This window comes from Oceanobacillus sp. FSL K6-0127, from assembly GCF_037983385.1.
GTDB lineage: Bacteria > Bacillota > Bacilli > Bacillales > Amphibacillaceae > Oceanobacillus > Oceanobacillus profundus.
Genome location: NZ_CP150287.1, coordinates 245,494 through 267,964 on the forward strand (window position 1 = coordinate 245,494; position 22,471 = coordinate 267,964).

20 protein-coding genes are annotated in these 22,471 nt (G+C 39.3%); 10 read left to right on the forward strand and 10 right to left on the reverse strand.

The window, feature by feature from the left end:
• Positions 1 to 54 precede the first annotated feature (54 nt).
• The 3 genes from MHH64_RS01200 to MHH64_RS01210 all read left to right on the forward strand — a co-directional run bounded on the left by MHH64_RS01200 (position 55) and on the right by MHH64_RS01210 (position 2,349).
• The gene (locus MHH64_RS01200) at positions 55 to 1,506 is read left to right on the forward strand and encodes a carbon starvation CstA family protein (RefSeq protein ID WP_095310439.1); all 1,452 of its coding nucleotides are present in this window, start codon (positions 55 to 57) and stop codon (positions 1,504 to 1,506) included.
• Positions 1,507 to 1,627: 121 nt separating this feature from the next.
• Positions 1,628 to 2,074, forward strand: coding sequence for a hypothetical protein (locus tag MHH64_RS01205; protein ID WP_095310437.1), 447 nt, complete (start codon positions 1,628 to 1,630; stop codon positions 2,072 to 2,074).
• A complete protein-coding gene (locus MHH64_RS01210; protein WP_095310420.1) occupies positions 2,062 to 2,349 on the forward strand; it encodes a YxcD family protein in 288 nt (95 codons plus the stop codon). Before MHH64_RS01205 ends, MHH64_RS01210 begins: the two co-directional genes overlap by 13 nt.
• A gap of 106 nt (positions 2,350 to 2,455) precedes the next feature.
• On the opposite strand, the gene MHH64_RS01215 is transcribed toward MHH64_RS01210, so the two are convergent.
• Positions 2,456 to 3,163, reverse strand: a complete 708-nt coding sequence (locus MHH64_RS01215; RefSeq protein ID WP_340002518.1) for an N-acetylmuramoyl-L-alanine amidase — start codon at positions 3,161 to 3,163, stop codon at positions 2,456 to 2,458.
• Between the two features lie 317 nt (positions 3,164 to 3,480).
• On the opposite strand from MHH64_RS01215, the gene MHH64_RS01220 reads away from it, so the two are divergent.
• The 3 genes from MHH64_RS01220 to MHH64_RS01230 all read left to right on the forward strand — a co-directional run bounded on the left by MHH64_RS01220 (position 3,481) and on the right by MHH64_RS01230 (position 6,214).
• Positions 3,481 to 4,881, forward strand: coding sequence for a cytosine permease (locus MHH64_RS01220; RefSeq protein ID WP_095310418.1), 1,401 nt, complete (start codon positions 3,481 to 3,483; stop codon positions 4,879 to 4,881).
• Between the two features lie 281 nt (positions 4,882 to 5,162).
• Positions 5,163 to 5,705 carry a PadR family transcriptional regulator gene (locus tag MHH64_RS01225; protein ID WP_340002519.1) on the forward strand — a complete coding sequence of 181 codons (543 nt, stop codon included), beginning with the start codon at positions 5,163 to 5,165 and terminating at the stop codon, positions 5,703 to 5,705.
• A 14-nt stretch (positions 5,706 to 5,719) separates the two neighbouring features.
• Positions 5,720 to 6,214 carry a DUF4188 domain-containing protein gene (locus MHH64_RS01230; protein WP_340002520.1) on the forward strand — a complete coding sequence of 165 codons (495 nt, stop codon included), beginning with the start codon at positions 5,720 to 5,722 and terminating at the stop codon, positions 6,212 to 6,214.
• Between the two features lie 49 nt (positions 6,215 to 6,263).
• Here MHH64_RS01230 and dacB read toward each other — a convergent pair whose 3' ends face one another.
• Positions 6,264 to 7,799 carry a D-alanyl-D-alanine carboxypeptidase/D-alanyl-D-alanine-endopeptidase gene (gene dacB, locus MHH64_RS01235; protein ID WP_340003245.1) on the reverse strand — a complete coding sequence of 512 codons (1,536 nt, stop codon included), beginning with the start codon at positions 7,797 to 7,799 and terminating at the stop codon, positions 6,264 to 6,266.
• A gap of 486 nt (positions 7,800 to 8,285) precedes the next feature.
• Between dacB and MHH64_RS01240 the strand changes: the two genes are divergently transcribed.
• Positions 8,286 to 8,942 carry a TerC family protein gene (locus MHH64_RS01240; protein ID WP_095310410.1) on the forward strand — a complete coding sequence of 219 codons (657 nt, stop codon included), beginning with the start codon at positions 8,286 to 8,288 and terminating at the stop codon, positions 8,940 to 8,942.
• Between the two features lie 74 nt (positions 8,943 to 9,016).
• Here MHH64_RS01240 and hprK read toward each other — a convergent pair whose 3' ends face one another.
• The 6 genes from hprK to MHH64_RS01270 form a co-directional block, all read right to left on the reverse strand.
• The gene (gene hprK / locus MHH64_RS01245; RefSeq protein ID WP_095310407.1) at positions 9,017 to 9,940 is read right to left on the reverse strand and encodes an HPr(Ser) kinase/phosphatase; all 924 of its coding nucleotides are present in this window, start codon (positions 9,938 to 9,940) and stop codon (positions 9,017 to 9,019) included.
• Between the two features lie 185 nt (positions 9,941 to 10,125).
• Positions 10,126 to 10,440, reverse strand: coding sequence for an SMR family transporter (locus MHH64_RS01250; protein WP_095310405.1), 315 nt, complete (start codon positions 10,438 to 10,440; stop codon positions 10,126 to 10,128).
• Positions 10,440 to 10,787, reverse strand: coding sequence for an SMR family transporter (locus tag MHH64_RS01255; RefSeq protein WP_095310403.1), 348 nt, complete (start codon positions 10,785 to 10,787; stop codon positions 10,440 to 10,442). Before MHH64_RS01255 ends, MHH64_RS01250 begins: the two co-directional genes overlap by 1 nt.
• 72 nt (positions 10,788 to 10,859) lie before the next feature.
• On the reverse strand, positions 10,860 to 11,438 hold the full coding sequence (locus tag MHH64_RS01260) for a TetR family transcriptional regulator (protein ID WP_251660130.1): 579 nt from the start codon (positions 11,436 to 11,438) through the stop codon (positions 10,860 to 10,862).
• A 587-nt stretch (positions 11,439 to 12,025) separates the two neighbouring features.
• Positions 12,026 to 13,246, reverse strand: a complete 1,221-nt coding sequence (locus MHH64_RS01265; RefSeq protein WP_340002521.1) for a CNNM domain-containing protein — start codon at positions 13,244 to 13,246, stop codon at positions 12,026 to 12,028.
• A 403-nt stretch (positions 13,247 to 13,649) separates the two neighbouring features.
• Positions 13,650 to 13,874 carry a hypothetical protein gene (locus MHH64_RS01270; protein WP_340002522.1) on the reverse strand — a complete coding sequence of 75 codons (225 nt, stop codon included), beginning with the start codon at positions 13,872 to 13,874 and terminating at the stop codon, positions 13,650 to 13,652.
• Between the two features lie 279 nt (positions 13,875 to 14,153).
• Here MHH64_RS01270 and MHH64_RS01275 point away from each other — a divergent pair, with 279 nt between their 5' ends.
• On the forward strand, positions 14,154 to 14,924 hold the full coding sequence (locus tag MHH64_RS01275; protein WP_340002523.1) for a hypothetical protein: 771 nt from the start codon (positions 14,154 to 14,156) through the stop codon (positions 14,922 to 14,924).
• Between the two features lie 801 nt (positions 14,925 to 15,725).
• On the opposite strand, the gene MHH64_RS01280 is transcribed toward MHH64_RS01275, so the two are convergent.
• Entirely contained in the window at positions 15,726 to 18,935 is a 3,210-nt protein-coding gene (locus tag MHH64_RS01280; protein WP_340002524.1) for an SNF2 helicase associated domain-containing protein, read from the reverse strand.
• A 324-nt stretch (positions 18,936 to 19,259) separates the two neighbouring features.
• Here MHH64_RS01280 and ahpC point away from each other — a divergent pair, with 324 nt between their 5' ends.
• Entirely contained in the window at positions 19,260 to 19,829 is a 570-nt protein-coding gene (ahpC, locus tag MHH64_RS01285; RefSeq protein WP_095310391.1) for an alkyl hydroperoxide reductase subunit C, read from the forward strand.
• Between the two features lie 86 nt (positions 19,830 to 19,915).
• The gene (gene ahpF / locus MHH64_RS01290) at positions 19,916 to 21,445 is read left to right on the forward strand and encodes an alkyl hydroperoxide reductase subunit F (protein WP_303446997.1); all 1,530 of its coding nucleotides are present in this window, start codon (positions 19,916 to 19,918) and stop codon (positions 21,443 to 21,445) included.
• Positions 21,446 to 21,659: 214 nt separating this feature from the next.
• Here ahpF and MHH64_RS01295 read toward each other — a convergent pair whose 3' ends face one another.
• Entirely contained in the window at positions 21,660 to 22,457 is a 798-nt protein-coding gene (locus MHH64_RS01295) for an HAD family hydrolase (protein ID WP_340002525.1), read from the reverse strand.
• Between the last annotated feature and the right edge of the window lie 14 nt (positions 22,458 to 22,471).

Below are 22,471 nucleotides of genomic sequence, written 5' to 3' on the forward strand. Positions count from 1 at the left end.
TTTGATTCTTTTATACTATTATGAAACCGGATTCAAAAAAGGAGGAGACGCAGGTTGTATACATTTCTTGCAGGTATTGCACTATTAATTATTGGTTATTTTACGTATGGGAAATTTATTGAAAAGCTCTTCGGTGTTAAAGATGAGCGTCCAACACCTGCCTATGTAAACAGTGATGGTGTGGACTATATTCCGATGAGCACACCAAAGAATTCACTCATACAGCTACTGAATATCGCTGGGACAGGCCCCGTATTTGGTCCAATTATGGGTGCACTTTATGGACCAGCAGCATTTATTTGGATTGTTGTCGGGTGTATTTTTGCAGGGGCAGTTCATGATTATTTGACAGGAATGATTTCTATCCGAAATCGTGGCGCTCATTTGCCAGAGCTTGCCAGTAAGTTTCTTGGAAAGGTTATGAAGCATGTCGTAAATGGCTTTGCTGTTCTGCTTTTATTATTAGTTGGTACGGTATTTGTTTCCACACCAGCCAGCTTGCTTCACCTGCTCACAGATGGAAGTGTGGCATTATGGATCTTTATCGTAGCTATTTTTGCTTATTATATTATCGCTACACTACTTCCGGTAGATAAAGTAATTGGACGCTTATACCCGTATTTTGGTGCCTTGCTGTTAATTAGTGCACTTGGTGTAGGGATAGGTTTAGTTGCTACAAATGCACCAATTCCAGAGCTTTCCTTCCAGAATTTCCATCCTGAAGGGGCAGCTATTTTCCCACTGCTATTTTTCACTATTTCTTGTGGTGCGCTGTCTGGATTCCATGCGACACAAACACCAATTATTTCCCGTACAACCAAAAGGGAAAAAGAAGGCCGCAAAATTTTCTATGGCATGATGATTGCAGAAGGAATCATCGCAATGATTTGGGCTGCTGCGGCAATGAGTATGTTCAATGGCTATAACGGATTGAATGAAATCTTAGCAGCTGGTGGCCCCGGAGCAATTGTTAGTGAGTCATCAACTATTCTTCTAGGTGCAATCGGTGGAACGCTTGCTGTACTTGGTGTCGTTGTTCTACCAATCACTTCCGGAGATACTGCATTCCGAAGTGCACGGATGATTATCGCAGATTACTTAAACATCGCACAGAAAAAGTTTTCAAGTCGCCTGTGGATTGCCGTACCACTTTTCGTCGTTTCCGCTGTCTTAACACAGATTGACTTTAACTTATTGTGGCGATATTTCAACTGGGCAAACCAATCAACAGCCGTCATTGCACTTTTTGTAGGAGCGATGTATCTATATATAGCACGGAAAAACTACTTTGTGGCATTAATCCCTGGAACATTCATGCTCGTGATGGTAATTACCTATATTTTATCACAGCCAATAGGATTTAATTTACCAATGAACATTTCATGGGCTGGCGGATTTACCGGAGCAGCAATCATTGTCCTATTGTTCTTTATGGCCGCTAAGAAAGCAAGAGCAAGTAATATCCCACTGGAAATTGATGTTTCGGACTGGAAGCGAGCTTCTTAGGAAGAAGCCTACACCTGATAAAGGCGTTCAGATAACTTATCTGGATGCCTTTTAAAATCGTGCAATACAATAAATTATAGTATAATAGACTATGATACAATTTATGAAGGAGATTAAAGAAATGAAGAAGATTTTAACAGCTTTGATTACCGCAACACTTCTATTTTCACCAATTGGAAATATTATTTTTCAAGATCACACCATTACGGTTGAAGCAAAATCCTATAAATCTGGAAAGAAAGGCTTCAATTTCAATTCAAACAAAAGCAACACAAACAACAATAACTCTCTTTTTCAAAACAATAAGAACAACAATAGTAAATCAACAACGAATACAAATAAAAGCGGTGGATTGATGTCAGGCGGTCTTATGAAAGGGCTCATGCTAGGAGGTCTTGCTGGGCTGCTATTTGGTGGTTTATTAGGAAACTTAGGCATGCTCGGTTCTTTAGTAGGACTAGCTGTAAACATTCTAGCAATTGTTATTCTCTTTGCGATTGTCCGTAAAATTTTCACCTTCTTCACGAAGAAGAAAAAGGATGAGGATGCAAATCCATGGAGAAGCTAATTCTTTCAGAGCAGGATATTATTAATGCCATTTGTGTGTATACCGCTCGCAAAAAGCAAGTTGAGCCAGATGAAGTGGAAGTAGAGCTGATGTATGACGATGATACTGGCTTCTCTGCTGAAGCATTCGCCGGCGGTCGTAAGCAAGTTTTGGTTACAGGAAATATTATCGAAGCGTTACGACTATGGCTTGATGAATTTTTAAATGAGGACCCATTTGCTGGCATTAAGCTCGAATTAGATGATGAAGCTGGGATTATTGCAAGAATTCGATAGAATGAAAGACGATGGAGTAATATCCATCGTCTTTTTCGATTGGTAGAACATCTACCTCGGAGCTTGGTAGTATTATTAAGTTTGCTGACCGAACCTGATCCAAATCCTAATATCCTATTCTACCCCAATCAAATAGTGAACCAGGATCATTTTTTCGATCTGGAGCATATTCATCGTGACCGATAACATGCTCCCTATCCCTTTTGACCTCTGGGTATCGTTCATGAATGGTATGTAGTAAGCTTTTTAGCGACTCATATTGTGCATCTGTATATCCGATAAAAGAATTGTCAAGCGCATCGTATGTATCTTCTGTAATAAAGGTGGACATTTCTTCCTTCGTTCCAATAGCCAGCAGCTCAATTCCAATCGAATAGGCATTCAATTTATTTTCATACGCTGGAAAACGCGACAAGCTCCCTGAACCTGCATGATAAGCAATACGATCCTCTTGTACAAACTTGTAAATTACTCCTTCCCGATCTATCACATAATGCGCGGAAACACCATAATCCATAAAAATCTTATGGATATCATCCACCTGATATGGAGTGTGCGGCTTTTCTGTAACGTTACTACTAAAATGGAGCATCACATGGCTAATTAGTGTTGAACGCGTTTCCGAGTTTTCTAGCGGAAGCAGGTAATCTTTTATTTCTAATTCACCATAAGATATATCCGCCATGTCAGCATCCATTTCCTCGTCTTTCGCTACAGCCTTCTCCCTTTTTTCCCACAGGTAAAAAACAGATAAGATGAGAAGCAAGATTGCCCCAGTGACTACGACAATAACTTTTAAATTTGTATGAATCATCTCCGTCTAACGCTCTCCTTTAGTAGTTATTTAAACTCAGAAAATAATTATGAATAGTCTCTTTTTCCCACATACTAATATAGCACATTTTAACTAATTTCCGTTTATCGACACATTCCTTTTGAATAAGCAAGTTTTTTTATATAAAAGAACGTATTTTAATGTGATTTTTCTGTTCCAACCCATGATACGTTCGGAAATTTTGCTTTTCCACTCAAAAAATGTTATAATTTTATTTAGGTGCTTTTTTGTAAATGGCCTTCATTCTACGAATACACATTGTGAATAAATTCACAAAAAGATAGGAGATGATATGTATGAGATCTGTTAACACTACAGATCACAAAGTCGAGGATAATAATAGTGATGACTACTCATTAGACCGGGTACCTCGTGAGAAAAGAAATATGGGATGGTTAAGTATTACGAATATTACATTTGGAATTGCAACCGCAATCTTCTACTTCCAAATGGGAAGTGTCATGGCACTGCAATTTGGTGCAGTTAACGCAATTATATCAGCAATTTACGCAATCATTGTCGCTGGAATTTTGGGAACGTTTATCGCTTATTTATCTGCTAAATCAGGAATGAACGTGAATTTATTATCCAGAGGTGGTGGGTTTGGCTATATTGGCGCCTCTTTGACCTCATTTATTTACGCCACTAATTTTATTATGTACTGCGCGCTAGAAGGCATGATTTTAGTCGCTGCAGTCCACTATTTTATGCCTGCTGTCCCAGAGTGGGTATTAATCGTAGTCTTTGGTTCCATTGTTATCCCCTTAAACTGGTTTGGAATCAAGCAATTAGATAAGCTACAAAAATGGTCACTGCCAATCTTCTTTATTTTTCTTGCAGCAGCAATTGTAATGGCTACACGTACACCTTCCTTGTACGAAGGAACCTTCTGGTCTTATATGCCTGAGGGCGTTCAAGTTGGTGGAACAGCATTATTACTATGTATCGGTATGCAACACGGTATTATGGGACTAACCCCATTACTAGCGTCCGACTATGCACGTTTCTTAAAACCAAAAGATATGAAACTCGGAATATTTGCCATCGGATTTATCCCTCAGATTTTCTGTTTTGGAGTAATGGGCGGACTTGGAATCTGGTTTGGTGTTCGTCTAGGTGAACCTAACCCAGGTGTTTATATCGTATTGCTACTCGGAATTTGGGGTGCTTTATTCACGATTCTTACACAAGTACGAATTAACATTACGAACATATATAGTGGATCCTTGTCGCTTTCGAATTTCTTTGAAAACATTTTCAAATTTACGCCAGGTCGCCGTTTCTGGGTTGTTGTAACCGGGGTTGCTTCTATGGTGTTAATGCTTGTAGGCATTGTGAATCACTTAGAAGTAGTAATGACCTTCCAAGGGGTATTCCTCTTAACTTGGGCTGCTATTTTAGTTACAGATGCCGTTGTTGTGAAGCGCATCTTGAAAATTGGACCAGGCTATTACGAGGCAAGACAAGAGAACTTGCATAAATGGAATCCAGTAGGTGTGTGGTCATTAGTCATTGCTAGTGGATTAGGAACAATTGCTGCCTTAGGATTCTTAGGTACATTCCTGCAAAGCACTGCTGCATTCTTTGCTGCAATTCTTGCCGCCATCCTTACTGTAGTAATTGCAATTGCTACAAAAGGGCGCTACTACATTAAACAAGAGAATACTAATGTCGATCGACAAGATTATATCGCGTAACTTATTAAACCCTTCATTGCATACGCAGTGAAGGGTTTTTTATGACTTTGTTGCCTATCACATTTTTCGTAGCAGTGTCCAAATAGTTCTTGTCGTACCATTGTCGAAGTCCAGCACTTTTGATATAAACTTCAGCATTTAAATCCAACCGGGCAGATAGCACATATTGTATGAGGGGCCCTTCTTCACAAGTTAATTTTCAGAAAATTAACTTGTGCTTTTCTTCCGTTTATTATATCATATATCTAAAAGATATATATCACTTAGATAGGATGAATCCATTGAAAAAATACAATCACACAACGTACACCATTCTTGGCATACTAACAACCGAGTGTAGATCCGGTTATTCCATCAAACAGTTCATTGATCGAAGCCTGCGTCATTTCTGGAAAATCAGTTATGGACAGATTTATCCGACATTAAAAATCATTGTCGAGGAGGGGTTAGCAACCGTTCAAACCGCTACACAGGAGGGTAAACCCGATCGAAACGAATATTTTCTAACCGAGAAAGGGAAACATGTCTTAACCGATTGGCTGGAAAAGCCAATCGAAGAGGTCCCCGTGGAACGAAATGAAGTCTTGCTGAAGTTATTTTTTGGACGCCATCAATTGAAGGAACATACATTACATCTGCTGGAAAATTACCAGAATCAATTAGAAGAACGTTATCTGCTTTATAAAAGTATTGAAGAAAACATTTCTACTACTGGTCAAGGACACCAGGATGCACAGTATTGGTTGTTCACCTTAGACTACGGAAAACGAATCACACGTGCTTCAATTGACTGGTGTGAATCTACTATTAACAAAATTTCATAGAGGGAGGTTTTACGATGGCTCAACATATTTACGAAGGTAGTTATACAACAGAAAATGGAGATACCATTGTTGTTTTCTTAATCGGTATGCGAATTAATAAGCGACTCGCTGTAAAAAAGTGGCTTCCCGTATTTAATGCTATGCCAGGAATGATAAAGGAGCTCTATACAAACAAAGAGAAACTTGGTTTTTTATCAATGGAAAGCTACTTCGGTCTCCGAACGACAGTAATGATTCAATACTGGCGTTCAACTGAAGATTTACTTGCGTATGCAAAAGGAGAAAAACACCTGAAGGCATGGAAAAATTTCAACAAGAAGGTTAGAAACAACGAAGCGGTCGGGATTTATCATGAAACCTATGAAGTAAAAGTAGCGAATTATGAATCCATTTACCGAAACATGCCAGTCTATGGACTTGGCAAGGCCATGAAGCATATTCCGATTACCCCGGAACACCTTTCTGCCAAGCAACGGTTGAACATAGATCTAAAAGCAACTAATGGATAAAAGTAGGAAGGCTGTTCCGCTCATGATGAGTGGAACAGCCTTTTATAAGTTATTCCTGAAATTCATGTCCAGCAAGCATTGTTGCAATCTCATTTTCGATCGCTTGTATATTTCCACTTGAACCTAAATAGTTGTTTATAAGGATGGAGAAAATCAGTTCCTCACCGTCCAGACTTGTGACATAACCAGATAAGGTAGAAACACCCGTTATTGAGCCAGTTTTTGCAGTAACGTTTCCTTTCGCAGGTTCTGTCGTCATTCGATTGCGCAATGTCCCGCCAACGAGCCTTTCCGTCACCCCAGCAACTGGAAGGGATTGCTGAAATGCCGGGAACCAGTCTTTATTCTGTGCCTCGAACAGAAGCTGTGTTAAATCATTGGATGGGATGAGATTTTTATGCGACATTCCGGAACCATCACGGAGTAGGATTGTATCTTGATTCACGCCAAGCTCCATTACAACATCCTCTATCACCTCAAGTCCCTTATCCCAGCTGCCCTCACTATGAACAACTTTGCCCATTTCCTTCGTTAAAACTTCGCCATGTCCATTGTTACTTAATTTCATAAATGGAATGAGCAATTCAGAAAGCGGCATGGAATCCTTGGAGACGAGAACCTGTGCATGCTCAGGAGCCGATTCGAATGCTTCCTCAGATCTACCTACAAATTTGATTCCTTGTTCTTCTAACGCTTTTCGGAACACGGATAAAGCATACCCCGCCGGCTCCCATACCGATGCCCATGAACGTGATAACGTTCCACCTACAGGCATGTCCCCTTCCACAATAATTCGATTTGATCCATGTTCACGTTCAATCGAAATTTTCTTTGTTTCTCCTGCTGGAACCATCTTTGTCCGATTCACGATCTTTACATAATCTGTTTCTGGACTAACATTCACGAGTGCCTTCCCTTCCGATTTCTTGGCAGGAGTAACTTCGACAATCACTGTACCCGCATCGTAATCTTCATTCGGGGAAAGTGTTAAAGCAGAGACTTGTGCGCCCGTGTAAAAAGGTTCATCCGACCAATTTAGGTCTTGTGAAAGCCGAACATCATCATACCACGTGTCATCAGCAATTAGTCTCCCCTTAATATTACGAATCCCCTGTGCTTTTAGATCCTTAGCAAATTGATCAAGATCAGCTTTTAATAGCGTCGGGTCTCCTTTCCCTTTCAAATACAGATTCCCAAGTAGAACTTCTCCCCGTTGCCTGCCATCGGTTAGCACTTCGGTCCGGAATCGATAATCTGCTCCAAGCGTTTCCAATGCCGCTGCTGCAGTAAGTAGCTTCATGTTGGATGCCGGATGGAGGCGGATATCTCCATTCTCGGCAAATAAGATTTCCCCAGTCGCAGCATGTCTCACCGTGACTCCCGTAACCCCCCCATCCAGACGTTCATTCGCTAGAATTACTTCCATCTTTTCTGCTATAGACATATCTTCTGAAAATGCCATTTCTGTTCGCTCATCGGATGCTTGTATAAACAGAGGCTCGTCCTGATTTACCAATGGAATAATAGCAACAATAGCAATCAAAAGGAAAAGCAATGATCTTTTTACAATGGTTTTTGACTTCATCAATTCACCCACACCCTTTATTTTAGAATATTTTAATTATACAGTAAAAAGATCTATAGAATAGCTTTCTTTTACAAAAAGGCGACTTAATCCCTGGAAAAGTAATAAAACAGGTCTACAAGCCTAGTCCGCCTTACAACTAGTATCTCTTAGAATAGCATTATAAATAACAGTTCTTTAAGTGCTTTTTTTCTCATAAAGATAATGATGAGGTGGTGTGAGCATGCCGGTCGGAGAGTTTCTTTGGATTTTGATGAATTAGCTGCGGTGGGCGGCTTATTTTGAGCTTTGGTGCGTTAGCGGCGCGGGAGGGTGGCTTATTTTAGATTTTGGTGCGTTAACGGTGCGGGAGGGTGTTTTATTTTGGACTTTGGTGCGTTAACGGCGTGGGATGGTGGCTTATTTTGGATTTTGGTGCGTTAGCGGCACGGGATGGCGTGCTATTTCTAAGCTTCTGGACAAGCCGACGCAGAGGGGGAATCATATTTGGAGCTACTGGAACCAATGTTAAAAATTTTGATCATTAATATTTTACTGAGCGGTGATAATGCGATCGTTATTGCGATGGCAAGCAGGAATCTGCCAGAGCATTTACAAAAAAGAGCTATTAGATGGGGGACATTCGGTGCAATTGCATTACGTATATTATTTGTCTTTTTAATGATCAACCTACTGCAATTACCCTTTATTCAGTTAATTGGCGGCATTATGCTTTTAATCGTGGCCTACAAATTATTAGTAGACAAGCATGAAAACGATAATGTAAAAAGTGGTGAATCATTAAGAGAGGCTGTAACAATCATAATCTTTGCAGACGTTATTATGAGCTTGGATAATGTACTAGCTGTTGCTGCGGTTGCCGATAGTGACTTAATCCTTGTTATAGCAGGTATTATCCTCAGTATCCCGATAATTCTAACCGCAAGTGAATTTATCCTAAAGCTGATACAAAAATATCCGGTTATCATTTATCTGGGTGCCGCACTCTTAGCCTGGACAGCAGGCGAAATGATGTTAAAGGAAGAACGTGTTATCCATTTCTTTGAACTGCATGGTCTGTCAGAACTTCTCCTCTTAATCGCGATTACGATACTCACACTGATAATCGGTGGACTTAGGCGAAAACAGAATTTAATCACGTAGATAAAAAACACAGGAACCAATCCATGGATCCTGTGTTTTTGCACTGCTCAAAGCTTTCAATAATATAATATTTCTTAACGATTATTCCCATTATCGTTTTCAATCCGGTTCATAAAATCCTCTGCAGCACTGTAGCCTTGCTGCTTTAAATACCAATTATTTGCCGCTGCTTCGATTAATCCAGCGACATCACGTCCTGGCTGCAGCTGAATTTGAATATGCGGAATTGGCACACCCATATAATCGGTAAATCTTGTTTCCAATTCGAGCTCATTATTTAGCGCATTTTCTTTCCATCTCGTTAGCTCGATATCTAAAGCAATCCTTGTTTCTTCTTGAAAAGATTTTCTTCCGTACACACGAACAACATTTAATAAACCTACACTTCTTAACGCCAGGAATTCTTTGTTATTCTCATCATGCGTACCCAGGATTGTCTTATGGCTTAGCTTTTTCAAAACAACAATATCATCTGCAACCAGGCGATGACCTCTACCAATAAGTGTATGTGCTGTTTCGCTTTTTCCAACACCGGATTCCCCGCGGAGTAAAATTCCAATCCCAAATACATTTAGGCAAACACCATGCAAGGCCATTTCTGGAGCCAAGGACTTGGTCAAGTATGCATCCATTTTGGCAATGAAATCTGTCGTAGATTCCTTTGTCCGCAATAATGGAATCTTTTCTTTCGTGCAATACTGTTTTAAATAAGTAAGCCCACCCTGTCCAGCAGTAACAATAAAACATGGAGGATGGTAGTTAACCACATTCCCGATCCGCAATTGCCGCTCTGAATCACTTAGCTGGTGTAAATATGTAATCTCCTTCTGGCCGAGGATTTGAACACGTTCCATTGGAAAAAAATCGAAATAACCGATAAATTCCAGACCTGGACGGTGGGTCCGTAACCTTGTAATTGACCGATTCAATTCATTTTCTCCAGCCAGTACCTCCAATGAAAACTCACGCACTAATTGCTCAACCATAATTGATTTCATTCGCTTACACCTCCATCTTCAAAAGTATTCTTTCTTAATTATACTGTAAAATGGAAATAGCTGCGAAAGAATATACTTCATTAAATGTGTATTTATGAAATTGATTTGATGGAGCAGCTTTTGAAGCAGGTGATGGCCCCCCTTAATGAATAAAGAGAGGCACATAGCTAGTAGTTTCATTCCGATTATGACAAAGCTTTTAAGCCGGTAACACCAATTACAATAGCAAGTAAGCTTATAATTCGTGGTATGCTTTTCGACTCTCCAAAAAACAGCATATTTAATAAAACAGCTCCAGCAGTTCCAATTCCTATAAAAACAGAGTAGGCAACACTCACAAGTAAATACTCAAATGATGCATATAACAGGATAAAGCTCATTCCTAATCCACCTAAATAAATAAAGCCATTTCGGAACCGCTTCTTTTCACTATATAATCGTAAGCCCAACACACCAATCATCTCAAATACAGATGCTCCAGCTATCAATAACCAGCCCATTAGTTAACTTCCCCTTTCTCTTCTGTAGTTGACGGGTTATCAAACAATTTCAATCCAATAACACCCACAACAAGTAATGTCATAAAAGCAATTTTTCCGATGCTGAGACTTCCACCAAATAAATAAACATCCATCAGCGCAGTTCCTACTGTTCCAGCAGCAGCGAAAATCGCATATACAGTTCCGGTTGGAAGTCCTTCACACGCTTTGGATAAGAAGTGCAAATCTAATAAAATAGCTGAGATTATAAGCATCCAATGCCACCATTCTGAAGCTGTATTAAAGCCATAAATCCAAATTAATTCAAACAAGCTTGTTAGCACGACATAAATCCATGCTTTATTCATCGTAAAACCCCCAACATATAATGAATGACTGTCAGTCATTATCAGCCGTAAAGACCTCTGAATTTGAGGTCTTCATTGTTTTTTGTACAGTGCATGCTTCATAAATTCTAATACTTCTCGTTTCTTCTTAACAGCTTCTTCTTTACTTAGCTGATCATATAAATAAACTTGCTCTGCTGCAGATTCTATTAAACCAATTACTAGCTTTACACTTGGCTCAATAGATAAATCCTCTCGCAGGAATTTTTTTGCCTTTGCCTGTTTAAAAAAAGCACCCATCCACTCGTAGTATGGTTGATAAATCTTTTCCCACTGCTGTAAATACTCACTAGAAGCGAGACCCGCATATACCATGGCGAATATGGAACGATAGGACTTCGTAATATCAAAAACAACATCAACAACCTGTTCAAGCTGTTTATCAAATGGATGTGTTTCATTTACACGCTCCTTCATTTCCTCCATCATTTTTTCTACCATAACTTCCGCTATTGCAGGCATAACCGAAAGCTTTGAGGAAAAGTATAAATAAAACGTCCCTTGCGCAATTCCCGCACCTTTTACAATATCGGATACTTTTGTTTTCTCAATCCCCTTTTCCTGAAAGACATCAATTGCAGCATGTATAATCTTTTCTTTTTTATTATCCACGTAAAAACCTCCTTACATGAAATACTACAAAACACAAACTGACTGACTATCAGTCATTTTATCTCATATACATATATTTGTCAAAGCTGCAGAAATTAAAGGCTTTCCACAGTTCAATTTCAATTCATACTGTTGTTTGATTTACTGCATTTAGAATAGCCGTTTAAGATGGTAAAGTTAGGAACTAAAGCGCAAGTGCCCGGTTAGTGACGTGCAGACTGCGCCCCGAACTGTGGGGGGAGGCGACTTGTCGGACATTCCTACGAAAGACATAAAGGAAACGCGCCCCTTCAAGTGCGACGTTAGACTTTAGCTAAGGTTTAGTCGGCTATCCTTTACCTATAGCCGATACCCGATTTCACCTGCGACTAAGCCTCATGAAAATTCTTGACGCACCCCTTTAAAATACACATTTAGCTGTTCGGGACAGTCTTGCATTGCTATTGGAATTTCATCCTGTATCACGCTCTTTATTCTATCTCGTTCGACAAACAAGATAGAATAACCCCCTTCATCTGACCTAATCTAACTGATAGCATCCCATCACCCCACCAACAAACTTACATAAAGCTACCTATACAAATTCATTATTTAATAATTTGAACATACTTAATCGCTCTGTTTTCAATTTCCAAAATTTTAAACGTAAGATTTTCTCTTTCAATTACGTCGCCTTCAATCGGAAAATCGTTGAATTCCTTCAGTAAATAGCCGGCAAGTACATCCTCTTCCTCCGGTATGTCTGTTTCAAAAATGACATTTAATCGATACAATGGAATTTTACCATCACAGATAATTTCTGTTTCCGTTAATTTTTCTACAAGTGCATTGTTTTCCAAATCCATTTCATCTTCAATTTCCAAACCGATCATTGCTTCAATAATATCCTCGTGTGTTAAAATCCCTTCGGTACCACCGTATTCATCCAGCACAATTGCGATATGCTTTTTTTCTTTTGTCATTTTGCGAAAAACCCACTCAATCGAGTGGAATTCATAAACAACCAGTGGCTCTAAATCACTATAATGCTGCAAGGACATCTCAGGTTCTGTCGACCATGATAACAGGTATTTCGAATGAAAAACACCAACTATCGTATCAATATCCCCTTCATAAACAGGATACCTTGTATAGGGGTTCTCGATTGCAACATCTCTTACCTCGTCATAGGTTGCCGTATTCGGTAATGCCACAATTTCCATTCTTGGTGTACTCAGTACATCTTTTACATTTAAATTATAAAAATCAAGAACCCCTTTTATTCGGTGGGATTCGTCCCGCTGAAACATTCCCTCAGAGTCGGCAATATCAACCATTGCTCGTAATTCCTCTTTTGAGAAGGAGGCATCATTGACTTTTCCTTTTGATAGTACCCTCGTAATAAATCCTGTCATTGCATTAAGTACAATTGTTACTGGCTTTAAGACGAATATAACAACCTGAATGATTGGAAACACCATGCTGGAGATACGATCTGGAAAGGCTGCAGCAATGGACTTTGGAAGCACCTCTGAAAATATAATAATGGTAACCGTCAATATTGCTGTAGCAATTGCCACATCGAAGCCATATTGAATAGCAAGCGTCGTTACCAGCGTTGGCAAAACGATATTCGCAATATTATTTCCAATTAAAATCGATGTAATAAACTCACTCGGCTTAGAAACCAAATGTAAAAGCTTCTCTGCCTTTGTATCCCCGTTTGCAGCCCTTGTTTGCAGCTTCATTTTATTGGTTGCTGTAAGCGCTGTTTCACTTCCCGAAAAGAAAAATGAGACAAATAATAAAAAGATGATCGCAATGATCACTAGTTAATTCCTCCTTGTATCAGTCGAATGCCATTTTGCATAAGCCTTTAATAAATAATAGGTAATTTTATCGTATCCGATTTACAACAAAATATAAAGGATAATGATGTTGGGCTGGATGACTTCCTCTTGTTTAGGAAAACTATTTGAACAGGTATGTATTATAACCTTTAAAATTATTTCTCAAATCTATCGTAAAATTAAAAAACGATAAAAAAGAGCTGATCACTTAACGAAACCACCAAATTCGTTTATACATCCCCTCCACTCTCTTTTGCTGATAATTCCCATCTGATTCATGTGATTCTATCCCCAAGCACAAAACGGAAGACACGCTAGTATAAGAGATTATACTTCAGATGGATACATCAGAACCTTCAATCACTTGCTTGATGCTCAAGTATTATTTGCTCTGTTCCAATCTGATCAAATAAACGAATGCTCTGCCAAGTAAAACAGGAGCTACATAAAGGTGCAGTTCATCAAGTAGCTTCGCTTTCATACCATGTTGCGCAATATTAGCGGTTCCAACACTAACATTTTTCCCTATTGCAGCTTTTTTGCCTTGCTGTACAGCTGCGATAAAATCATCTAATGACATCGAAATATCAAGAATTACTTTTCTCATCAAATAAGCACCTTTCCTCATAATTCAGTCTTTCTTAAATGCTTTTTGTAATTATCCACTTCCTTCGCTCGAAACCTCAATTATATATGCTGTTAATGCTTGAATTTTGTTTCTATTGATCGATTTGTAGCCACTCTTCTCATGGGCTCAAACAATACGTGAAACAATTTTCTCATAATTCTTAAAAATAATTGTTGTAATTCCCTACTTTTATATATACAATTAAATTATAGCATGACAAAATCTTCCAACGGAATTATAAAAAGAGGGAAAATACCGGTGAATCAGAAATTATTAAAACCTTTTGTTATTCTTATTTGTCTTTGCGTAGCAATACCTCCTTTCAGCTTAGTAAGTGCTGAGTCTCGAAATGAAGAACTTAATGAAGACGAGGAAATCGCAATTGACGACGAATTATCTGAAGATGAAGAAATCGAACTAGATGAAGGGCTGTATGATGGTGAGGAAGTAGTTCTTGACGAATTTATTGACCCAATTGTATTGTATTACGAGGATTTTGAAAGTGAAGAAGAATTAGATGCAAAAGTAACGGAACTTCTTAATGATGAGTCAGTATCAGGAGTTCAGGTTATATCTAAAGCAGAAGACAGTATGATAGGCCCACGAGCTGTTCGATTACCAGGAAAATGGTATACACACGGTGCAGGAAGAATAAAATACTATAAATTGAGTGATTCATATGGGCCTATAATCAATAGCGTTGCTGGTGATCCAGGAGTAACGATGAAACTTAGTTATAATAAGAAGCATTCGGCTACTTATTCTGGTGACTTCGGCTTAAATTCAACGATTGTTTCTTTGACCGTTGGCTTTAACGTTACATCTTCTTATTCTGTTTCTTACTCTGGGTCTTATAAAGTACCTACTAATGCTAACAATAGAACAGTAAAAAGAGCTACAGTTAGTTCGAAATTGATATATCAAAGACGTTCCTATACCGTTGTAAGTCCAAAGTATCCAAAAGGAAAAACGGGAACAGCTAAAAAGCCTATCGGCGTTTATTACCAAAAGAAATTAACTTATAAATAATAATTTAAAGACTGCCTGTATGGCAGTTTTTATTTTGGATAAAAATAAAGGTGTTCTCTCCCCTACTCTATTTTATTTTCTAATTGTCCGCAATATTACTTAGGATATTTACAATTAAGAGTTATTTGTCTAATTTAGAGTCTATTGATTTTTGAATTTCGGATTTTTGTTCTTCTGATAATCATCGAAATGATTTGATTAGTTCTGATTCTTGATTGTCTTTAGGCATATAACTACCTTCACTAATTAAACTTGATTCTACTAAAAGCATTCCAAGCCCATAAATTGCTATCGTTACTACGATTGAAGTAAATCCTATTGCCCCTACCCTTTCAACCTCACTGTATACTTCTCTTTTCCCAAGTAAAATTATTATTGTTGCAAATAAAGAAAATAATTTTGAACTGTCTGCTATAAATATTACATGCTTACTTAGTTTTTTATTTTTATGTTGAACAGTCTAATTAGTGTTTCGTATATTGTACTGCAAATCGATCCACATTGATTATTATTGCTTAAATAGACTTGAATTAGTGATGATATTGCCAGCTTTTGATTATTTATACTAAAATGGATAGTAAGGATAAAACCTTTAATATCAAGGGTTTTAGCTACTTTCACTCTATTTGTTTCCTATCAAATCTTCTCAAAAGGAACGTATGATATCCACTTGACCGGACAAGGCGACAATGTTCAGTCACCATATCCTACTCAATTATCTTGAAAAACCAATTACATTTAAGACAAAATTACTTGTCTTTATTAAATAGTACTTAAGCAAAGCACTGAACACATCCAAACTCACAACATCAAAATCTCCCGAATATCTTCCTCTGTAAGAGATGTCACAGACTTATTTTGTGGATCAATCATTTCTTCAATGAGACTCCTTTTTTGCTCCTGCAGCTCATTCATTTTTTCCTCAACCGTACCTTTTGCGACGAGCTTGATAACCTGCACCTCATGCTCCTGTCCAATCCGATGTGCACGGTCTGCAGCTTGCTCTTCCACAGCTGGATTCCACCATAAATCGTAGAGGATAACGGTATCTGCACCTGTTAGATTAAGCCCTGTCCCACCTGCTTTTAAGGAAATCAGGAATAGATTACGTTCTCCTTGGTTAAATCGATTCACACGTTCTATTCGTTCTGCAGATGGTGTCTGACCATCAAGGTAAAAGTAGTCTACACCCTGTTTCGTAAGCTCTCGTCCGATAAGCGCAAGCATTTTCGTAAACTGGGAAAAAATAAGTACCCTTCTGCCTGCAAGCCTGGACTCCTCTAACAACTGTTTTAGCTTTTCAAATTTAGCTGATTTCCCTTCATAACCTTCAACAAATAAATCGGGGTGGCAGCAAATCTGGCGCAGTCGCGTTAAGCCCGCTAAAATACGAATCCGGTTCTTTCGTATCGTGTCTTTATCCAAATGCTTCAATGTTTCGTGACGCAGTTTTGCTAGATAAGCACCATATAGCTTCTTCTGCTCCGGCAACAATTCTACTGTTTCGATCCATTCCACTTTCTCCGGCAGCTCTGTGAGCACATCCTCTTTTACCCGACGGAGGAGAAACGGACGTATTCGGCGGGCAATTTGTTTTCGATTCAGGTTGCTGTATTCCTTTAGACTACGGAATAATTCTGGAAAAACAACATGGAAAATTGACCACAGTTCTTCTAATGCATTTTCGATTGGTGTGCCAGTTAGTGCAAAACGATAATCCGCCTGCAGTTTCTTCACCGCTCTAGCAGTTTGGGTCATCGGGTTCTTAAATGCTTGAGCCTCATCGAAAAACACCGTATGAAAGGTTTGACTCTTAAACCACTGGACCTCACTCCGTAATAGCGGGTAAGAAGCAATGACAACATCACTATCCATCACCCAATTTTTTATTTTCTGACGTTCTTCCTTCGTTCCATCAAGAATTGTCGCTTGGATGTTTGGCGTAAATTTTTCTATTTCATTCAGCCAGTTATACGTTAACGATGCAGGACACAAAATTAAAACAGGGACATTTTTCTTCCGAATAACAGCAAGCTCTGACTGAATAAACGTAATGCTTTGCAATGTTTTCCCAAGTCCCATATCATCTGCAAGAATCCCGCCAAATCCGAAGCTTGCCAATGTCTTCATCCATTGAAAACCGATTCGTTGATAATCTCGTAGCACATGCTGCACATTTTCCGGTACCGGAAATTTATCTAAAACCGGATTTTCAATCTGCTGTAAAAATGTTCGGAATGACGCTTCAAGTGAAAACACGGTATCTGCTGTAGTATCAAGCAAGCGGAGTCCTTGGATAATCGGAAATTGGATACCTTTTTCCAAATCTTCCTCTTCTTGTATTGGTACAGCATGTAAGAAACGCTGAATCTCTTTAAACTCTCTCGTTTCAAGCGATAAAAGCGCCCCATCTCGCAAGCGATAATATTTTCGCTTTTCTTCCAAAGCAACTAAAATCTCCCTAATATCCTTCTCAGGAAATCCTTCCATCTCAAACTTAAATTCCAGCCAGTTGACCCGGTCCTTTTTAGCCTTCACTTTTATCCTTGGGGGAACCGGTGCCTTCATCACTCGAAGTCGAATAGCCGTTGTGGCGTACACGTTTACAAGCTTTTGCAGCTTTGGAAGAATATAATGTAAAAATTCATATTCGAGCTCTTCGTTATGGAGGAAGTAACCACCGTCTGTCGTAGCAAACTGACCTGCTTCCATCAGCTCCAAAATCTCATTTTCCTTTTCTACATCCCGAACAACAAACGAGCCGTCACGGAGTCCATCTTTATCTAATGGATTGAGCACATTATTTTCATACTGGAACTCGAGACTAGCAAGCAAACGATTTTTCAATCTGTCTAAATATAACTTTGCCGTTAATGGTGTTTTTACTAAGTGATTGCTAATATCTCCAGACAAATGGACCGTTCCGATTTTCTTCAATCCTGGTGCTACCTTTTCGACAATAAAACCTGCTTGATGCTCTGGGATAGGGATTTGATTTGTTCCAGCTGTATCCAGCATACGCTTTAAGTTTGTGAGTGATTGATAAGCATCTCTTCCTAACGGTGTCAATTTGCCAGATACAAATACATTCCGATAGGCGTGGAGCAATGTTAAACGTTCCATTCCTTTCACGGTTAATGTATAGTCTTGCTGGTCTGCTGGTGCAAAATCAAACTGCAATGGCAGCATAGCTTTTGAAAGATGGATTCCCTTAAAGCTTTTTCCTTGAACCATAATCGTCACATCTGATATATCTTGCAGCAACGTTACTAACCGTACCCATGCAGAAGGCGGAAGAGGTAAGACATCCTTACCAATCGGCTTATTCTCATAATTCCAGGTTCTATCTGACTCTTCCTTTTCATCACGAATCACTTGGTAAAGCTCCTGCAAAACGGCGTCCATGTCAGGCATAAAGCAATGCATTTCCGGGTCAAACGTGAACATTTGCGATAGAGTAAACGGCTGTCCTTTTCTTATCCGCTGCAAAAAAGCTCGAATATCACGTACCGTTGATGAGCCAACCCGAACTTCCATGCCAAACAGCTGCTGATCTTCATTCAAGTTGATAAGCTTGCACGTGAAATGGAGCGGAAGGACTTCCCGATTTTCAAAATGCCGTTGGTGTGCGCTTGAACGGATGGAATGGTTATCAAAAATTTTCACAAGGTCATCTGCCAGCGCTTGATTTTCTCGACTTTCGAATGCCTTTCCTGGCGCAGTTCCTTTTCGCTGTTCATGTTGAATAGCAAGCAAAACAGCTGCAACATGCTGACAATCCTTCGTATACGATGCTAAAGACGGACAGCTGCATGTGGCTTTCAATGTTTGATGATCCGCTTGTTCAACCGTCACATAAAAATCTTCTGCCCCCGTAACAATTGCTTCGCACCTCTCATGCGTATAGGTTTTCAACGTAACTTTATTCGATCGATAAAAAGAGTCTCCCTTTTTATAGGAGACCATTCCGCACATATCTTCAATTATTTGGTTGGTTACTTTCTTATTCACCCGTCTCGCCCGTTTCTATTCATTGTTATTTTGATTGTAACACAAGTACACAGTAGGAATGTAATAAAGTAATAAAAATGAAGTTATTACAACAGCTCTTTTTATAGCAAACTCACATAATGATCTATGCTATAATTACAGTACTTCTTTGCATTTGTGAATAATTTCGCAAATAACTTGGATAACGATTGACAAAGTGTTTTTTCTATACAATAATAAGTGCTGCATAAGAATTATTATAGTTATCCGACAACACCAATATTTGTCGTTATAAAATGGAGCTATGTGATTCTAAGTATTTTTAAAAACAGGAGGAACATATACATGTCTCTAATCGGAAAAGAAATACAGCCATTTAAAGCATCAGCATACAATAGCGGTAACGGAGAATTTATCGAAATTACCGATGAAAATATGAAAGGCGGGTGGAGTGTTGTTTGCTTCTATCCAGCGGACTTTACTTTCGTTTGCCCAACAGAGCTTGAAGACCTGCAAAACCACTACGCAGAATTGAAAAAATTAGGTGTTGAAGTATATTCTGTATCAACTGACACACATTTCACACATAAAGCATGGCACGATCATTCAGATGCAATCAGCAAACTTGAATACATTATGATCGGTGACCCTTCACAAAAAATCTCCCGCGGCTTTGATGTACTAGATGAAGAAGCAGGTCTTGCACAACGTGGTACATTCATCATTGATCCAGATGGTGTTGTACAAGCAGCAGAAATTAACGCTGACGGTATCGGCCGTGACGCCAGCACACTTGTTGGAAAAATTAAAGCAGCACAATACGTACGTAACAATCCTGGTGAAGTTTGCCCAGCTAAATGGGAAGAGGGTTCTGAAACACTTAAACCAAGCCTTGATCTTGTAGGAAAAATATAATAGGTAGTTTAAAAATCTGGTGAAAAGGACAGTCTTTCGGTCCTTTTCATCCTCTTTTTGAACATTTAATATAAGGAGTAGAGTCAATGTTACTAGATGCGGATATTAAAGCACAATTAGCGCAGTACCTTCAAATGATGGAGGGCGACGTACTTCTCAAAGTTAGCACTGGATCGGATGATATCTCCCGTGACATGCTGACGTTGGTAGAAGAGTTAGCTGCAATGTCATCGAAAATTAAAATTGAACACACCTTGTTAGAAAGAACACCGAGCTTTAGTGTCAACCGTATTGGTGAAGATACCGGTATCACGTTTGCTGGTATCCCGCTCGGACATGAGTTCACTTCCTTAGTGCTCGCACTACTTCAAGTAAGTGGAAGAGCTCCAAAAATTGATGAAAAAGCGATCGAACAAATCAAAAATATAAATAATGATTATCACTTTGAATCTTACATTAGCCTGACCTGTCAAAATTGTCCAGAAGTTGTCCAAGCATTGAACGTGATGAGTGTATTAAACCCACGCATCTCCCATACAATGATTGATGGTGCAGCTAATAAAGAAGAAGTTGAAGCGAAAAACATCATGGCAGTACCTACTGTGTACTTAAACGGGGAAGAATTTGGCGGTGGCCGGATGACTGTGGAAGAAATCCTTGCTAAGCTAGGAAGCGGTCCAGACGCATCAGAATTCGCTGATAAAGACCCATATGATGTACTTGTTGTCGGTGGTGGACCAGGTGGAGCAAGTGCAGCAATTTATGCAGCACGTAAAGGTATCCGAACGGGTATTGTTGCAGAGCGCTTCGGTGGCCAGATTTTGGACACAGCAAGCATCGAAAACTTCATCAGTGTAAACCGTACTGAAGGGCCTAGACTCGCTGCAAACCTGGAAGAGCATGTTAAAGATTACAATATCGATGTCATGAACTTACAGCGTGCAGCACGTTTAGAAAAGAAAGACATGATTGAAATCGAGCTGGCAAACGGCGCTGTTCTGAAGAGTAAATCCGTTATCCTTGCAACAGGAGCTCGCTGGCGTAATATTGGCGTTCCTGGCGAAGCTGAATTCAAGAATAAAGGGGTAGCATACTGCCCGCACTGTGATGGTCCACTATTTGAAGGAAAAGATGTAGCTGTTATCGGTGGCGGTAACTCCGGTGTGGAAGCAGCCATTGACCTTGCTGGAATCGTGAATCACGTGACAGTGCTTGAATATGCATCAGAACTAAAAGCTGATTCAGTGCTTCAAGATCGCCTCCATAGCCTGCCAAATGTCACGGTGGTTAAAAATGCGCAAACAAAAGAAATTACTGGAACAGACAACGTAAACGGTATTACATATGTTGAACGTGAGACAGGTGAAGAAAGGCATATTGAACTATCCGGTGTATTCGTTCAAATCGGGCTTGTACCTAACACAGACTGGTTGGGCGACGCCGTTGAACGTAATAAATTTGGTGAAATCGTAATTGATGCTCGCGGCGCTACAAACGTCCCAGGCGTATTTGCTGCTGGTGATTGTACAACAGAACCATTTAAGCAAATTATTATTTCCATGGGATCAGCTGCAACAGCATCGTTAAGTGCTTTTGATTATCTTGTTAGAAATTAATTTGGATTTGTGTTTGTATGCTGGAACGCACGCATCCTAACCAAATAACTACCTAATAAAAGTCACTTTGCTACTTGATAGCAAAGTGACTTTTTCTTATAAGATCACTCAAAACTTACATCAGGTCAACACCATATTTCATTTGATCATTAAGAAACGTTCCACCCATATCTACAGCTATTAGCTTGATCGCCATATCCGTTAACGCACTCCCTTATTGTAAAGCTAACAGTTGAATGATTGTTTTCATGACAGCGTCTTCTTCATTCGAGCGAGTTATAAAATTAGAACCGTCTTTTAATTCCTGGACTGCGTTTCGAACAGCAAAACTAAACGTTGCGCGTTTCATAAGCTCTAAATCATTGTAACCATCGCCGAAAGCCATTGTTTCATCTGGATCTACACCAAGTATTTGCTGTAAATGCTCTACGGTAGTCCCTTTATGAACATTAGCATTCGCAATATCGATCCAGGCTGCTTCAGAAGCAACAATATATGCCGATTCAAAAAACGGAGAAAGTTTCTCCCTCGTCTCAAAACAATTCAGCGCTGGATCATGAATCGTTATTTTAACAAAGTCATCCTTTATTTCAGTAAAATCAGCAACCTGCCTAACCTGAGCATACGAACCTCTGACAATTGCAGCTTCTTCCAGTGGGATGTTCTGCTTGACTACTGCACCGTCTCTTGTACATGCAATAACTGTATGTTCTAGGCTTATTTCCTCAAGCAAGCGAATAATTTCCAGACCCAATTTATTGCTTAGCAGTGATTCATAGACAAATTCTCCGTTATGCTTGATTCGAGTTGCACTATCCCCTAGAATCCATAAATCCTTTGCATCATCACCAAATAATTCTTCTACACGTTCACATTGTTTACCAGTAACGGGAGCGAAAACAACACCTTTTTCTTGCATCATTTTTCTTACATCCTGATATAGCTCCCTGTTAAAATCGCCGCTATTATTCAAGAACGTCCCATCCATATCTGTTAATACTAATTTAATCATATGACTTCCCTCCT

Bases quoted from the DNA above. Each gene is read 5' to 3' on its own strand.
- dacB (WP_340003245.1), bottom strand. From the start codon at position 7,799: ATGAAGTCAAAAACCATTGTAAAAAGATCATTGCTTTTCCTTTTGATT.
- MHH64_RS01250 (WP_095310405.1), bottom strand. From the start codon at position 10,440: ATGGGCTGGTTATTGATAGCTGGAGCATCTGTATTTGAGATGATTGGT.
- MHH64_RS01210 (WP_095310420.1), top strand. From the start codon at position 2,062: ATGGAGAAGCTAATTCTTTCAGAGCAGGATATTATTAATGCCATTTGT.
- MHH64_RS01205 (WP_095310437.1), top strand. From the start codon at position 1,628: ATGAAGAAGATTTTAACAGCTTTGATTACCGCAACACTTCTATTTTCA.
- MHH64_RS01230 (WP_340002520.1), top strand. From the start codon at position 5,720: ATGGCTCAACATATTTACGAAGGTAGTTATACAACAGAAAATGGAGAT.
- MHH64_RS01215 (WP_340002518.1), bottom strand. From the start codon at position 3,163: ATGATTCATACAAATTTAAAAGTTATTGTCGTAGTCACTGGGGCAATC.
- MHH64_RS01270 (WP_340002522.1), bottom strand. From the start codon at position 13,874: ATGAGAAAAGTAATTCTTGATATTTCGATGTCATTAGATGATTTTATC.
- MHH64_RS01255 (WP_095310403.1), bottom strand. From the start codon at position 10,787: ATGAATAAAGCATGGATTTATGTCGTGCTAACAAGCTTGTTTGAATTA.
- MHH64_RS01295 (WP_340002525.1), bottom strand. From the start codon at position 22,457: ATGATTAAATTAGTATTAACAGATATGGATGGGACGTTCTTGAATAAT.
- ahpC (WP_095310391.1), top strand. From the start codon at position 19,260: ATGTCTCTAATCGGAAAAGAAATACAGCCATTTAAAGCATCAGCATAC.
- hprK (WP_095310407.1), bottom strand. From the start codon at position 9,940: ATGAAATCAATTATGGTTGAGCAATTAGTGCGTGAGTTTTCATTGGAG.
- MHH64_RS01220 (WP_095310418.1), top strand. From the start codon at position 3,481: ATGAGATCTGTTAACACTACAGATCACAAAGTCGAGGATAATAATAGT.
- ahpF (WP_303446997.1), top strand. From the start codon at position 19,916: ATGTTACTAGATGCGGATATTAAAGCACAATTAGCGCAGTACCTTCAA.